This window comes from Mangrovimonas sp. TPBH4, from assembly GCF_001280505.1.
In the GTDB taxonomy this organism is placed as follows: Bacteria; Bacteroidota; Bacteroidia; order Flavobacteriales; family Flavobacteriaceae; genus Mangrovimonas_A.
Genome location: NZ_LBIO01000049.1, coordinates 12,071 through 27,138, shown reverse-complemented (window position 1 = coordinate 27,138; position 15,068 = coordinate 12,071). Strand labels below are relative to the sequence as shown.

Below are 15,068 nucleotides of genomic sequence, written 5' to 3'. Positions count from 1 at the left end.
GCCATAGCAGCCCTTTTTTCTTTTAGAATTAAGAGGTTTACTTCCTTAATATACTACAAATTGTTAACTTTGCACTTCTTAAAATTTCAGGAATAATATGTTTAATAATTTAAGTGAAAAGTTAGATAAGGCCTTACACGTTCTTAAGGGACATGGAAGTATTACCGAAGTCAATGTAGCGGAAACCCTTAAAGAGGTAAGACGTGCGTTGTTGGATGCCGATGTTAACTTTAAGATAGCCAAAGAATTTACCAATCGTGTAAAAGAAAAAGCACTTGGGCAAGATGTATTGACATCTCTACAGCCTGGGCAATTAATGGTGAAATTGGTCAAGGATGAATTGACCGAGTTAATGGGAGGTGATGCCGAAGGAATAAATCTATCTGAAAACCCTAGCGTTATTTTAATGTCCGGTTTGCAGGGGTCTGGTAAAACTACTTTTTCAGGAAAATTAGCAAATTACCTTAAAAATAAAAAGACCAAGCGTCCATTGTTGGTTGCCTGTGACGTTTACCGTCCAGCGGCGATTGATCAGTTGCACGTTGTTGGGGAGCAGATTAATGTTGAGGTTTATAGCGACAAGGGAAATCCTGATCCGGTTGCTATTGCTCAAGCCGGTATTGCCCATGCAAAAGCCAACGGATTTAATGTGGTAATTATCGATACCGCGGGTCGTTTGGCAGTAGATGAGGCCATGATGACCGAAATCTCAAACATCCATAGTGCTATCCAACCACAAGAAACATTGTTTGTGGTAGATTCCATGACTGGTCAAGATGCGGTTAACACGGCAAAAGCCTTTAACGATGTATTGAACTTTGATGGGGTTATCCTTACCAAATTAGACGGGGATACTCGTGGTGGAGCTGCTATTTCAATTAAGTCTGTTGTAAATAAACCAATCAAGTTTATTGGTACAGGTGAGAAAATGGAAGCCATAGACGTGTTCTATCCTTCACGTATGGCCGACCGTATTTTGGGGATGGGAGACGTTGTGTCCTTGGTTGAGCGTGCACAAGAGCAGTTTGATGAGCAGGAAGCACGTAAACTTCAAAAGAAAATTGCAAAGAACCAGTTCGGGTTTGATGATTTCCTAAAGCAGATTCAACAAATCAAGAAAATGGGTAATATGAAGGACCTTATCGGGATGATTCCTGGTGCAGGTAAAATGATGAAGGATATAGATATCGATGATGATGCCTTTAAAGGAATTGAAGCGATCATTCATTCTATGACTCCAGAAGAGCGTTCTAACCCTTCAATTATCAATGCCAGTCGTAAAAAACGTATAGGTAAAGGTTCTGGAACATCGGTTCAAGAGGTTAATCAATTGCTGAAGCAATTTAACCAAATGAGCAAAATGATGAAGATGATGCAAGGCGGTGGCGGTAAACGCATGATGCAGGCCATGAAGAATATGAGATAAATTCAGTAAACAGTCACAGTTTACAGTATTAATTTTTAGAATATGGATTTCAAAAAATTATTGGCGTACCAAAAAGCATTTGATTTGGCAATGTCAATTTTTGAAATCTCGAAAACATTTCCAAAAGAGGAAACATATTCTTTAACAGATCAAGTCAGAAGAAGTTCTCGTTCGGTTTGTGCTAATTTGTCTGAAGCTTACAGGAAGAGAAGGTATCCTAGACATTTTATTAGTAAGTTAACAGATGCAGATGAGGAGAATTCTGAGACACATACTTGGTTAGATTTTGCATTGACTTGTAACTATATTTCTCAAGAGGACTATACTGGATTGTCTGAAGAATGTATGGAGATTGGGAAATTGATAAATTATATGATTAATAATCCAGAAAAATTCGGAGTTGAAGTTCATTAGTTTTTTAACTGAAAACTGAAAACTGCGACTGAAAACTATATAATATGACAATTTTAGACGGTAAGAAAATCAGCAATGATATTAAAGATGAGATAGCGATTGATGTTCAGGGCATGATTGCTAATGGTGAAAAAGTACCGCATTTAGCTGCAATTTTAGTAGGGACCGATGGTGCGAGTATGACTTACGTGAATGCTAAAGTTAAAGCTTGTGAGAAAATCGGGTTTAATTCAACTTTGATAGACTTGCCCGAAGAAACAACCGAGGCCGTTTTATTGGAAAAAATCCACGAATTAAACACAAATGATGATATTGATGGATTTATCGTTCAGTTGCCTTTGCCGAAGCATATCGATGAGCAAAAAGTATTGATGGCAATCGATCCTGATAAGGATGTTGATGGATTCCACCCAACAAACGTAGGTAGAATGGCTTTGGATTTACCTACCTTTTTACCGGCGACTCCATTTGGGATTATGGAATTGCTGGAGCGCTATAATATAGAAACCTCAGGAAAAAATGTGGTGGTTATGGGACGTAGCCATATTGTTGGCCGCCCTATGAGTATCTTAATGAGCCAAAAGCGTAAGGCTGGAGACGCCACAGTTACTGTGGTACATAGTCGTACTAAAAACTTGGCAGACATTACTCGTAGTGCCGATATTATCGTAGCTGCTATTGGTATTTCTGAATATCTAACAGGTGATATGGTTAAAGATGGCGTGGTAATTATCGATGTAGGGATTACACGAGTGCCAGATGAGACTAAAAAGGCAGGTTACCGTTTAGCTGGTGATGTGGATTTTGCGAGTGTAAGCCCTAAGGCAAGTTATATTACCCCTGTTCCAGGTGGTGTAGGACCTATGACAATTGCGATGTTGCTTAAAAATACCTTATTGGCAAGAGAAAGACATCAAGCAGCAAAATAGAAGTTTTGCTAATACATAATAAAAAAGGAGCTCATTGAGTTCCTTTTTTTATTATGTATATCTAAGGGTTTTTGCGTCTTGTTGGTGGTTTTGGGGTATAGCTTTTGGTTGAGCCTTGCAACAACTTTTCAAGTCCGTTCATTTCCTCTTTGGTAAGTTCACGGTATTCTCCAAGAGGTACATCAAGATTGATATTCATGATTCTTATACGCTTTAAGGTTTTTACTTCGTAACCCAAATACTCGCACATGCGGCGTATTTGTCGGTTGAGCCCTTGGGTTAATACAATCTTAAATTCATACTTGCCTAACTTTTCAACTTTACATTTTCTGGTAACTTGATCTAGAATAGGAACACCGTTGGACATGCGCTCGACAAACGTTTGTGAAATAGGTTTGTCAACAGTTACAATATATTCCTTTTCGTGATTATTGCTGGCTCTCAAAATTTTGTTCACGATATCTCCATCGTCGGTCAATAGAATCAGTCCTTCACTGGGTTTGTCCAATCTTCCTATGGGGAAAATACGTTTAGGGTAATTTATAAAGTCAATGATATTGTTTTTTTCAACTCGGGTATCGGTAGTACATACAATGCCAACAGGTTTGTTGAAAGCGAGGTATACAAAACGCTCCTTGGTATTTTTGATTAATTTTCCGTCTACATGCACCTCGTCCGTTGGAGCTACTTTTGTACCCATTTCAGGAACCTCTCCATTTATGGTCACACGTCCTGCATCAATAAGTTTATCGGCTTCCCTTCTTGAGCAATAGCCAACTTCGCTGAGGTATTTATTAAGTCGTTTCAATTGATCTTCCATGGTGCAAAGATAGTGTTTAACCCTCTAAAAAAGAATGAATATGATTGCTTACCGTAGCATTGTTGAGTGAATGGCCAAAACCATTGGTAGTGATCAATTTACTGTTGTGATAGGCATTTTTAAGTAGAAGGGCATCTTGGTAAGGAATGATTTTATCCAATTCATCATGGATAATCAGTGTTTTTGGTGTGATATTAGAGATGAATTTGGAAGTTGAAAACTCTTTGGGAGTAACGCCAAATCTATCCCTGATAATGGAATTGAGTTGGTGAGTTACCCGCCTATTGTAGCCTAGCATTTCTACATAACGATTCAATATTCCGGAAAACTCGGAAGGTGCTCCCAACAAAATCATTTTTTGTATTGAGGAAATCTGGTGGGTATGTTGAAAATAAACAGAAGCCATCCCTCCAACCGAATGTCCAATAATAATGCTTGGGCTATATTTTTTAGCAACCACATGTATAAATTCAGCATAGAGGAGGGCATTAAAGCGCTTGCTTCCTGAATTGCCATGCGCTGGAGCATCTAAAGCTACAATGTTGTAATCCTTTGACTTTAATTCTAGGATGAGGTTTTTCCAGCGTGCCGAATTGCTTTCCCAACCATGAACCAATAAAACCGTTTCTTTCTTCCCTAGCCAACGATAGGTCATTATAGGAATGTTGTTGTATTGCAATTCTTCCTTGAAAGCTGTGTTTAAAAAATCAGATTGTTCTTCATTAGGCCTTCCTTTTAAAGGAGTTGAAAATAGGCTTAATGCCCTTTCAGCAGCAAAAGATTTCGAGATGAAACTTGAAGTGTTCACACTTAGGCCCACAAGTTTAACCAAAGTATTTTTCATTATGATTCTCTATTGACCAAGTCCATTGAAAACGCGGGTTTGCAAATAGCAAGGTATTCGCAAGGTTCTGTAAATGGATTGGAGTATTGTATTCTAGTATGCTTGTTTATTTTAATGGATTGCCCTGCTTTTAGCACAATGGTTTCTCCTTCAATAATGAATTGCTTTTGACCTTTTATAATAAAAGTATATTCATCAAATTCTGGTGTTTGGAACGGTTCGCTCCAGCCGGGAGGTGCAACCATATGGGCAATGCTTAATTGGGTGTCGCCATTGGTGGCTACTCCAAAATGTTCCTTAATTACTTTTCCATCATCGGTGGGAACAACAAAAGGATTGTCTTGGACGGTATAATTTTTCATTGACTTTATTTTAATGGTTTTCTCTTAATCATGCCTCCTTTAATGTCCTTGACAACTCCCATGATGATGAAAGCGTTTTTGTCTATCTTATCAGTTTCGGTGTGTAATTTAGCCAATTCCAAACGTGTTACTACTGTATAGATAATGTCCTTTTCGTAGCTTTTTCCGTGTTGGCCATAACCGCCTTTTCCAGCGTAAATGGTACATGCCCGACGCAACTTCTCAATAAGCATGATTCGTATTTCTTCATGTTTTTCAGAAATAATGGTCACACCAACATATTCTTCCACACCGTCAACGACAAAATCAACAGTCTTGGCGGCAGCAAGATAGGTGAGGATGGCGTAGAGTGCCGTTTCTATTGAAAGGATATAAGCTCCAAATGAAAAGATAATAATATTGGTCACCAGCAGTACATCGCCAACGGTCATGGATAGCTTTCGGCTTAAATAGATGGCCAAAACTTCTGTTCCGTCGATAACGCTGCCGCCACGCATAGCCATTCCAATTCCCAACCCGAGGAAAAAGCCTCCAAAAACAGCAATGAGCAGTTTGTCATCGGTAATGGTAGGATACTCCACAAAATGCACTACAAAGGCCAAAAAGGCTATTGCGCTAATACTCTTTAAGGCGAACTTTAAATTGAATGTGAGCGCGCCCAGAATCAAAAAGGGGACATTGACCAAGACAAGAAGATAGCCCAGTTCAATGTGGGTGATATTTTCCAATAACAGGGAAATACCCGTGGCGCCTCCGTCAATGAAGCGATTTGGCAATAAAAACCCTTTTAATCCAAATCCAGCCGAAAACACACCAAGGGCAATAAAAAAATAGGACCTGATGGCATGTGACAATTCTACCCGTATGGATGTTACCATTGGCTCAATTTGCTTTTTGGAAACAGGTTTGTGGTCTGTTTCCAAGCGTTTGCGCGCAATGTCGGCGAGTAGTTTTGAAAAAAAAGGGTTCATTGCTTTATTTCATATCTAGTTCCAGTGTACGAAAAAGTATTTTACTTTGGCACTGTCTGGAATTTGTGATTTTTCAATCTTCAAATTCATGTCAAACCTTAAGTTAGCAGGCAATTCTTTTTTGTCAATCGTAAACGAGGCATTGATTTCATCAACAAATACTACAACAGTGTTGATAAGGTTATTGATTCTGGTAATTTTATAAGAATCTTGAATTTCCTTAAATGTACTTACCGTAGAAATGTTTTTTCCGGTTTTGAAACGCGGATCCATAATCTGTACACTTTCTATGGTGGCGGTAGAATCCAATGCTTGAGTTGGAGTCAATACCAATAACTTGTCTCCGGTTTTTGTGAAAATTTCTATATCGCTGCCTCCACTCATATATTCATCACCTGTAATTGGTTGGGCAATGGAATCCTGGGCAAAAATCATTTTGAGATCTTTAACTTTTGTGGAATCGGTAAGCAATCCTACATGTTGCTTTTCTATGGCAAAAGGATCTTGTTCCTTTTTACAGCTTACCGCTAAAATTGATAGAATACTGAGGCTTAAAATAGATTTGTACATTTCTCTAAAAATGGTTTGTAATTAATATTAGGTTAAAGGTTTATTTTAAAACTTTGTTGAGTATACCAAAGACACCACGGATAAATGTGGCACTGGTGACTACTTTTATTAAGGGATCCAAAGAGTTGTCGCGCTTGGTAGAAGTTGTTTGTTTTCTTTGTGCTTTCTCTAAGGCCTTTTGCTCCTGTTGGGCTTTTTCTTGAGTTTCTTTGGCTTGAGCTATCTCAATCTTTTTGTTCAGTAGTTCATAGGCGCTTTCTCTGTCAACAGTCTCATTATATTTTTTGACCAAATTAGATTTGGAAAGTAATTCACTTAATTCTGTTTCGGTTAGAATGTCCATGCGGCTCATGGGAGCACGCATCATGGTTGCTGCTAAAGGCGTTGGTCTTCCTTTTTCGTCTAATGCAGAAACCAAGGCTTCTCCTGTTCCCAATGAAGTCAGGACTTCCGTTGTATCGTAATAGTCTGTTTCAGGATAGTTTTCAGCGGTAAGCTTAATGGCTTTTCGGTCTTTGGCTGTAAAGGCTCGTAGGGCATGTTGTATTTTAAGGCCTAATTGTCCCAAAACGGATTCTGGCACATCGGTAGGGTCTTGCGTTACAAAATAAATCCCGACACCTTTACTTCTGATAAGTTTAATGATACTCTCAATTTGGTTGAGCAAGGCTTTGGAGGCTTCATCAAAAATAAGATGGGCCTCATCGATAAATAGTACAAGCTCTGGTCTTTCGCCATCGCCTTGTTCTGGAAATGTTGAATAGATTTCAGCCAAAAGGCTTAACATAAAGGTTGAGAACAGTTTAGGTCGGTCCTGAATGTCTGTAAGGCGGATGATGTTAATGTACCCTTTGCCTTCTTCATTAACACGTAACAAATCTTGCGGATCAAACGAACGTTCACCAAAAAACAAATCGCCTCCTTGTTGTTCCAGTTCCACAATTTTTCTCAAAATGGCTCCAGTGGAAGAGGTTGAAATACGGCCATAGGCAGCTTCAAATTCTTCTTTGCCCTCATCGGTAGCATATTGAAGAATCTTTTTGAAATCCTTCAAGTCCAACAGCGGCAATTGGTGATCGTCACAGTATTTAAAGATAACTGCGATAATACCTGCCTGGGTTTCGGAGACATCCAAAATTCGGGAAATTAACACAGGGCCAAATTCACTCACTGTGGCTCTTAGCCGAACGCCATCCTGTTCAGAAAGGGTGAGGACTTCAACTGGGAAGGCTTTACTTTCAAAAGGAAGGCCAATGAGTTCGTGGCGTTCTTCAATTTTTGGATGACCTGGACTTGGTTTGGCTAAACCACTAAGGTCACCTTTAATGTCCATAAGCAATACCGGTATTCCTTTTTCAGATAAATTTTCGGCCAACACTTGCAGGGTCTTGGTTTTTCCTGTTCCCGTGGCGCCAGCAATGAGGCCGTGGCGGTTCATGGTTTTTAAAGGGATATTCACAAAGGCTTTTGGTAATGTTTTTCCGTCCAACATGGCCGATCCCACCGTGATATAGTCTCCTTTAAAAGTGTTTCCTTCTTGAATGATATTGAGAAAGTCTTCCGTTTTGCCCATAGTCCCAAAATTTTTATAAAAGTACTAATCTTGCAGCAATACGCTGGAAAATCTTTTCAATATTTTAACAAGAAACTTCTACTAGTAACCTATCTTTGCACTCTATGAAACAAGATGTACAGACCTTGGTAGACAAGGGACTAATGCTGCCTTTGATGGAGGAGTTTTACACCATTCAAGGGGAAGGATTTTATAAAGGAACAGCGGCCTACTTTATTCGTGTAGGTGGTTGTGATGTTGGGTGCCATTGGTGCGATGTGAAGGAAAGTTGGAATGCCGAAATCCATCCGCCTACCGAAACTTCAAAGATTGTAGAAAACGCTGCAAAATATAGTGACACTATTGTGGTTACAGGTGGAGAGCCATTGACTTGGGATATGACTGAGTTGACAAGACAGTTGAAGGAGAGGGGATTGAAAGTTCATATTGAAACATCTGGTGCTTATGAGTTGAGCGGTACTTGGGACTGGATTTGTTTATCACCAAAAAAAATGAAGCTTCCAACACAAAAAGTATATGAAAATGCCAATGAGCTTAAGGTAATTGTCTATAATATGGACGATTTCCGTTTTGCCGAAGAACAGGCGGCCCAAGTGAACAAAGATTGTATTTTGTACTTACAGCCAGAGTGGAGCAAGCGGGAAAAGATGATTCCAGAAATTGTGGATTATGTCATGAAGAATCCAAAGTGGAAAGTGTCTTTACAAACGCATAAGTACTTAAATATACCCTAGCAAAAAGGCCTTGAATTTTCAAGGCCTTTTTGTTGTGCTATGTAGAAAAGTTTATTTCACTTCAATTGGGATGGCGACTCTAAGGGTATCCCATCCTAAATACATGGTGGCATCTTTATCAAAAGTAATTGAAAACGCTTCCAATGCTTTATTGTCTTTACTTACTGGAACAGTAACTCTGGCAACATCTTTAGATTCGTCATAGGAGTATGCTCCCCAAACATTCGTGTCGGAATTCAAAATAATAGTCCATTGTTTCTCGCCAGGGATTGTAAAGAAAGAATAAGTCCCCGCTTTGATGGCTTTGCCAGCAAAATTAACGTCCTTGTAAAAAGTAACCTCAGTTGCTTCATTAGCTCCTGTACGCCAAACTTTGCCTTCAGGAGTCAATTTGCTTAGTGGGCGTCCCTTTAATTGAGGGCGGCTGTATATTACTTTAATGCTCTTGCTGCTTTCTTTATGGCTAGTAGGATATGCAGCTGCATCCATTGGACTTTTGTCTAAATCGCTGAATTCTTGAGCATTTATACCTTGCGACAAAAACATGGTGAATGCCAGTAAAAGTGTTGTGATGATTCTATTTTTCATAAAAATGTTTTTTTTGACTGTTTAAAGATAGAAGAATTTGTAAAAATAGTTTCCGAAAAATCATACATTTTAAATTGACAATTGAAATGTGAATGGCTTAAAACCTTTGTTTTTAAATAACGATTTTTATTTAAAAATATTTTAAAAGTTTCAAATTGAAAGTGTAATGTGTTATTATGTTTTTATTATGATATGTAAAATACATCTTTGACATGTAATTAAAACTTGATTAATATGTGTGGAATTGTATGTGCATTCGATTTAAAACAGAAAGCAGAAGATTTAAGACCCCAAGTATTGGAGATGTCTAAAAAGATCCGTCATCGCGGACCAGATTGGAATGGGATCTTTAATAATGAAAAGGCAATTTTGGCGCATGAACGTTTGGCTATTGTAGATCCCGCCTCAGGGAAACAGCCGCTGTTGAGTGATGATGGTAAGTTGGTGTTGGCGGCCAATGGCGAAATTTATAACCATAGAACTTTGCGTAAGGAGTTCACAGGGACTTATGAATTTAAAACTGAAAGTGATTGCGAAGTTATTTTGGCGCTTTATAAAGAGCGGGGAGTTGATTTTGTAGATGAGCTAAACGGTATTTTTGCCTTTGCTATTTATGATGTAGATAAGGATGAATATTTTGTGGCTCGTGACCATATGGGGATCATTCCTTTATATATAGGATGGGATGCCAACGGAACTTTTTATGTAGCTTCCGAATTGAAAGCACTTGAAGGTATTTGTACTAAAATTGAATTGTTTCCTCCGGGGCATTATTTATATAGTAAGGATGGCGAATTTGTACAGTGGTACAAAAGAGATTGGACCGATTATGATGCGGTAAAGAATAATGAAACGAGTATTGAAAAAATCAAGGAAGCTTTGGAAGCTGCCGTACACAGACAATTGATGAGTGATGTGCCTTATGGAGTACTGTTGTCAGGGGGCTTGGATTCTTCGGTAACATCGGCCATTGCTAAAAAATATGCCCAAAAACGTATTGAAAGCGATGATGTATCGGATGCTTGGTGGCCACAATTACACTCCTTTTCTGTAGGATTGGAAGGTTCTCCGGATTTGGCTGCGGCTAGAAAGGTGGCAGATCACATAGGTACGGTGCACCACGAAATAAAGTTTACTATTCAAGAAGGCTTGGATGCTATCAGGGATGTTATCTACAACTTGGAAACTTATGATATCACTACCATTAGGGCAAGTACACCCATGTATCTAATGGCAAGGGTTATCAAGTCTATGGGAATTAAAATGGTGTTGTCTGGTGAAGGAGCCGATGAGCTGTTTGGAGGTTATTTGTACTTCCATAAAGCGCCAAATGCACAGGAGTTTCATGAGGAAACCGTACGAAAGTTGAGCAAGCTCCATATGTATGATTGCTTGAGAGCCAATAAAAGTTTGGCTGCTTGGGGAATTGAAGGACGTGTACCGTTTTTGGACAAGGAATTTATGGATGTAGCCATGAGTATCAATCCACAGGATAAAATGATCAATGGAGAGCGTATGGAGAAATGGGTAGTGCGTAAGGCCTTTGAAAGCTATTTACCAGAAAGCGTTGCTTGGAGGCAGAAAGAACAATTTAGTGATGGTGTAGGGTATAGCTGGATTGATACCTTGAAGGAATTGGTTAACGAAGCCGTAACCGATGAGCAATTGGCTAATGCTAAGTATAAGTTCCCGATACAAACCCCAACCAATAAAGAGGAGTTCTATTACCGTTCCATTTTTGCAGAGCATTTCCCTAGTGATGCAGCGGCTTTATCGGTACCGCAGGAGGCAAGTGTGGCCTGTAGTACAAAAATCGCTTTGGAATGGGATGAAGCCTTTAAAAATATGAACGATCCATCAGGTAGAGCCGTAGCAAATGTACATGCCGAGGCCTATTAAGGTCTCAATTAGATTTCGTAGTTTTGTTTGTGAAACCTAAAATATCGCTTCTGTGGTATTTTAGGTTTTTTCAATTTTTGCTCGGAAGATAATAACATCGAAAATCAATTTTAAGGCTATTTTTAGCCTTTTTAAGCCACTTTGGAGTAATTAACAATTGTTGATAATTTTGAATCAAACTCTCTAAAAACCTTTTTAATAGCGCTGTAATTTCTTATCTTTGTGAGTACACTAAAAGATGCCGTACCAGGCATTTTTTTATGTGGCATTATAAAAAATACATCCTGTGTTTTTAAGCATTATAAAACATGTTTAGGTTAAATGTTTTAAATTCAGGGTTTTGTGAAATTTTAAAGAAAAAATAACTTATTAATACATGAAGGAAGAATTCAACAAGCACAATTATTCGGCGGATAGTATCCAGGCGCTTGAAGGGATGGAGCACGTACGTATGCGCCCATCCATGTATATTGGTGATGTAGGAGTACGAGGGTTGCACCACTTGGTTTATGAGGTGGTTGATAACTCTATCGATGAGGCTCTTGCAGGACACTGTAACAACATTACAGTTATTATCAACGAAGATAATTCTATTACTTGTGAGGATGACGGACGTGGTATTCCTGTAGATATCCACAAGAAAGAAGGAATTTCTGCTTTGGAAGTGGTAATGACCAAAATTGGTGCTGGAGGTAAATTCGATAAGGATTCCTATAAAGTATCAGGTGGTCTGCACGGGGTAGGTGTGAGTTGTGTGAATGCCTTGTCTGAGCATTTAAAAGCTACCGTTTACAGAGATGGTAAAATTTGGGAACAGGAATACGAAAGAGGAAAATCCATGTATCCTGTAAAAACCATAGGTGAAACTGAGCGTAGAGGTACTACGGTAACCTTTAAACCAGACCCAACGATTTTCCAGCAAACCCTTGAGTATAGCTATGATACCTTGGCAAGTAGAATGCGTGAGTTGGCTTACTTGAACAAGGGGATTACCATTCATCTGTTGGATAAGAGAAACAAGGATGAAAAAGGAGAATATATAGGTGAAACCTTTTATTCTGAAAATGGATTGAAGGAATTCATCACTTACTTGGATGGAAACCGTGAGCCGTTGATGAAGGAAGCCATTGCTTTTGAAGGTGAGAAAAATGGGGTTCCTGTTGAGGTGGCCATGATCTACAATACTTCTTATGCTGAAAATTTACATTCTTATGTAAATAATATTAATACCCACGAAGGAGGAACGCACTTATCTGGTTTTAGAAGAGGGTTGACCCATACCCTGAAAAAGTATGCCGATGAATCTGGAATGTTGGATAAGTTGAAATTTGATATTGCAGGGGATGACTTCCGTGAAGGGTTAACTGCAATCATTTCAGTGAAGGTGGCAGAGCCTCAATTTGAGGGACAGACCAAGACTAAGTTAGGAAACAGAGAAGTGTCTGCCAGTGTAAGTCAGGCGGTTTCTGAAATGTTGACTGACTATTTGGAAGAGCACCCAGAAGATGCTAAAACAATCGTTGAGAAAGTTATCCTTGCTGCCCAAGCACGTCATGCCGCTCAAAAGGCGCGTGAAATGGTGCAACGTAAAACAGTGATGAGCATTGGAGGGCTTCCTGGAAAACTGAGTGACTGTTCAGAGCAGGATCCATCAAAATGTGAAGTGTTCCTTGTCGAGGGGGATTCGGCAGGTGGAACAGCCAAACAAGGTCGTGACAGAGCGTTCCAGGCCATTTTGCCTTTGAGAGGTAAAATCTTGAACGTAGAAAAAGCGATGACCCACAAGGTATTCGAAAATGAAGAGATCAAGAATATATTTACCGCTCTTGGGGTAACAATTGGAACCGAAGAGGACAGTAAAGCCTTGAACCTTTCTAAATTGAGATACCACAAAATTGTGATCATGTGTGATGCCGATATTGATGGTAGCCACATTGCAACCTTGATTTTGACCTTCTTCTTCAGATATATGAAAGAATTGATTGAAAACGGCCATATCTATATTGCAACGCCGCCACTTTACTTGGTGAAGAAAGGAAACAAAAAGCAGTATGCATGGAACGATAAGGAACGTGATTCCATCGCAGAAGAATTTGGTGGAAGCGTAAATGTACAGCGTTACAAAGGTCTTGGAGAGATGAACGCAGAACAGCTTTGGGACACAACCATGAATCCTGAGTTTAGAACCTTACGTCAAGTGAATATTGACAACGGAAGTGAGGCAGACCGTATTTTCTCAATGTTGATGGGAGATGAGGTGCCACCACGTAGAGAATTCATTGAAAAGAATGCCATTTACGCAAACATCGACGCGTAATTGCAAACAGAAATAGGATAAAAAAGAGTGCTGAAAAGCACTCTTTTTTGGTTTATAAAAACTCTTCCCTGATAGGAGAAAAACTATCTATTAATCTCACATGTTCTGTGAGTGTCTGTATGGAATGTTTCAGGTTGGAGGCTACTTTAAAACTGTCGCCAGCCTTCAGTATGTACTGGAGTTCTTCAATAAAAAACAGTAAGGAACCAGCTGCTACGTAGGTAATCTGTTCGTGGGGGTGATGGTGAAACGGATCTGGGGTTTCCATTGGGCCATTGTGAAAATCGATGATGGTAACCATCAGGTCGTTTAGGTGAATAACTTTTCGTTGGATATCGGGATTGGAATTCACAGGTTGAAACCCATCGTCTGCTTTGATAATTTCCATTTTTTTTGTTCTGATTTCGAATTAAAAAAGAAACCAATAAAAGTACGGGATTTTTTTGTGGTTTTGAGTTTAAAATGGTGAAAGTTGAGGGCTGTAATCCCTATTTTTTTGGTTTTCGGAAAGCATCTAAAATAGTTTGAAAAATCAAGGTTTTTTATCTGTTTGGGCTTCATTAACCGTATAAAAATTCGTATTTTTGGCAGACTTAAAATCAACAAATACTAAAATTTTTTTTATATGAAAGTAACAGTAGTTGGGGCTGGTGCGGTTGGTGCCAGTTGCGCGGAATATATTGCAATTAAAGATTTTGCAAGTGAAGTGGTTTTGTTGGATATCAAAGAAGGTTTTGCCGAGGGTAAAGCCATGGATTTGATGCAAACAGCTTCTTTAAATGGGTTTGATACCAAAATTACAGGTGTAACCAACGATTACACAAAAACGGCAGGGAGTGATATCTGTGTCATCACTTCTGGTATTCCTCGTAAGCCGGGAATGACTCGTGAGGAATTGATTGGAATCAATGCCGGCATTGTGAAAACAGTATCTGAAAATTTGATTGCAAATTCACCAGACACTATTATCATTGTGGTAAGTAACCCAATGGATACTATGACCTACTTGGTACACAAAACATCTGGGCTTCCTAAAAACCGTATCATCGGTATGGGAGGAGCTTTGGATTCAGCTCGTTTCAAGTACAGATTGGCAGAGGCTTTAGAAGCGCCTATCAGTGATGTAGACGGAATGGTAATTGGTGGACATAGCGATACAGGTATGGTGCCGTTAACTGCCCATGCAACCAGAAACAGTATTAAAGTAACTGAGTTTCTTTCTGAAGAAAGATTGAACCAAGTTAAGGAAGATACTAAAGTTGGTGGAGCTACTTTAACTAAATTGTTAGGTACGTCTGCTTGGTATGCGCCAGGTGCGGCAGTAAGCGCTTTGGTACAGGCTATTGCTTGCGACCAAAAGAAAATGTTCCCATGTTCTGCTTTGTTGGAAGGTGAGTTCGGTTTGTCTGACTTGTGTATTGGTGTACCTGTAATTTTAGGTAAAAACGGTATTGAAAGCATCGTAGAAATTGAATTGAGCGATGCCGAAAAAGCACATATGGCTGCTAGTGCCGAAGGAGTTACAAAAACCAACGGTTTGTTGGAATTGTAAATCTATAACGTACAATAGATACAAAGGGTTGCCAAATGGCAACCTTTTTTTGTAAGAAGCTATTTATAA

15 protein-coding genes are annotated in these 15,068 nt (G+C 39.2%); 7 read left to right on the top strand and 8 right to left on the bottom strand.

What is annotated here, in order from left to right; genetic code table 11:
- The first annotated feature begins 97 nt into the window (after positions 1-97).
- Genes ffh through folD form a run of 3 tightly spaced genes read left to right on the top strand, consistent with a single transcriptional unit; the run spans position 98 to position 2,769 of the window.
- Positions 98-1,426 (top strand): signal recognition particle protein, encoded by a 1,329-nt coding sequence (ffh, locus tag ZA05_RS09120; RefSeq protein WP_053991391.1) that lies wholly within the window; start codon positions 98-100, stop codon positions 1,424-1,426.
- Between the two features lie 42 nt (positions 1,427-1,468).
- Complete coding sequence (locus ZA05_RS09115; protein ID WP_053991390.1) at positions 1,469-1,840, top strand: four helix bundle protein; 372 nt, start codon at positions 1,469-1,471, stop codon at positions 1,838-1,840.
- A gap of 44 nt (positions 1,841-1,884) precedes the next feature.
- Positions 1,885-2,769, top strand: coding sequence for a bifunctional methylenetetrahydrofolate dehydrogenase/methenyltetrahydrofolate cyclohydrolase FolD (gene folD, locus ZA05_RS09110; RefSeq protein WP_053991389.1), 885 nt, complete (start codon positions 1,885-1,887; stop codon positions 2,767-2,769).
- Positions 2,770-2,830: 61 nt separating this feature from the next.
- Here the strand turns inward: folD and rluF are convergent, their stop codons facing one another.
- From rluF to ZA05_RS09080, 6 genes are read right to left on the bottom strand one after another with little or no spacing between them, the layout of a single operon-like run.
- Positions 2,831-3,589: a 23S rRNA pseudouridine(2604) synthase RluF gene (gene rluF / locus ZA05_RS09105; RefSeq protein ID WP_053991388.1), complete on the bottom strand. Its 759-nt coding sequence runs from the start codon at positions 3,587-3,589 to the stop codon at positions 2,831-2,833.
- Positions 3,590-3,605: 16 nt separating this feature from the next.
- Entirely contained in the window at positions 3,606-4,433 is an 828-nt protein-coding gene (locus ZA05_RS09100) for an alpha/beta fold hydrolase (protein WP_053991387.1), read from the bottom strand.
- On the bottom strand, positions 4,433-4,795 hold the full coding sequence (locus tag ZA05_RS09095; RefSeq protein ID WP_053991386.1) for a cupin domain-containing protein: 363 nt from the start codon (positions 4,793-4,795) through the stop codon (positions 4,433-4,435). The genes ZA05_RS09100 and ZA05_RS09095 overlap by 1 nt, the downstream gene beginning before the upstream one ends.
- Before the next feature lie 5 nt (positions 4,796-4,800).
- A complete protein-coding gene (locus tag ZA05_RS09090; protein ID WP_053991385.1) occupies positions 4,801-5,766 on the bottom strand; it encodes a YitT family protein in 966 nt (321 codons plus the stop codon).
- A gap of 15 nt (positions 5,767-5,781) precedes the next feature.
- Positions 5,782-6,336, bottom strand: coding sequence for a hypothetical protein (locus ZA05_RS09085; RefSeq protein WP_053975694.1), 555 nt, complete (start codon positions 6,334-6,336; stop codon positions 5,782-5,784).
- 40 nt (positions 6,337-6,376) lie between these two features.
- Entirely contained in the window at positions 6,377-7,909 is a 1,533-nt protein-coding gene (locus tag ZA05_RS09080; RefSeq protein WP_053991384.1) for a helicase HerA-like domain-containing protein, read from the bottom strand.
- Between the two features lie 104 nt (positions 7,910-8,013).
- On the opposite strand from ZA05_RS09080, the gene ZA05_RS09075 reads away from it, so the two are divergent.
- Positions 8,014-8,643 (top strand): 7-carboxy-7-deazaguanine synthase QueE, encoded by a 630-nt coding sequence (locus ZA05_RS09075; protein ID WP_053991383.1) that lies wholly within the window; start codon positions 8,014-8,016, stop codon positions 8,641-8,643.
- A gap of 51 nt (positions 8,644-8,694) precedes the next feature.
- On the opposite strand, the gene ZA05_RS09070 is transcribed toward ZA05_RS09075, so the two are convergent.
- Positions 8,695-9,231 (bottom strand): DUF2911 domain-containing protein, encoded by a 537-nt coding sequence (locus ZA05_RS09070; protein ID WP_053991382.1) that lies wholly within the window; start codon positions 9,229-9,231, stop codon positions 8,695-8,697.
- Between the two features lie 234 nt (positions 9,232-9,465).
- Between ZA05_RS09070 and asnB the strand changes: the two genes are divergently transcribed.
- Both asnB and gyrB read left to right on the top strand, forming a co-directional pair.
- Positions 9,466-11,130: an asparagine synthase B gene (asnB, locus tag ZA05_RS09065; RefSeq protein ID WP_053991381.1), complete on the top strand. Its 1,665-nt coding sequence runs from the start codon at positions 9,466-9,468 to the stop codon at positions 11,128-11,130.
- A 376-nt stretch (positions 11,131-11,506) separates the two neighbouring features.
- A complete protein-coding gene (gene gyrB, locus ZA05_RS09060) occupies positions 11,507-13,447 on the top strand; it encodes a DNA topoisomerase (ATP-hydrolyzing) subunit B (protein WP_053991380.1) in 1,941 nt (646 codons plus the stop codon).
- Positions 13,448-13,499: 52 nt separating this feature from the next.
- Here gyrB and ZA05_RS09055 read toward each other — a convergent pair whose 3' ends face one another.
- Positions 13,500-13,835: a cupin domain-containing protein gene (locus ZA05_RS09055; RefSeq protein WP_053991379.1), complete on the bottom strand. Its 336-nt coding sequence runs from the start codon at positions 13,833-13,835 to the stop codon at positions 13,500-13,502.
- A gap of 237 nt (positions 13,836-14,072) precedes the next feature.
- Here ZA05_RS09055 and mdh point away from each other — a divergent pair, with 237 nt between their 5' ends.
- Complete coding sequence (gene mdh / locus ZA05_RS09050) at positions 14,073-14,999, top strand: malate dehydrogenase (RefSeq protein WP_053991378.1); 927 nt, start codon at positions 14,073-14,075, stop codon at positions 14,997-14,999.
- The last annotated feature ends 69 nt before the right edge of the window (positions 15,000-15,068 follow it).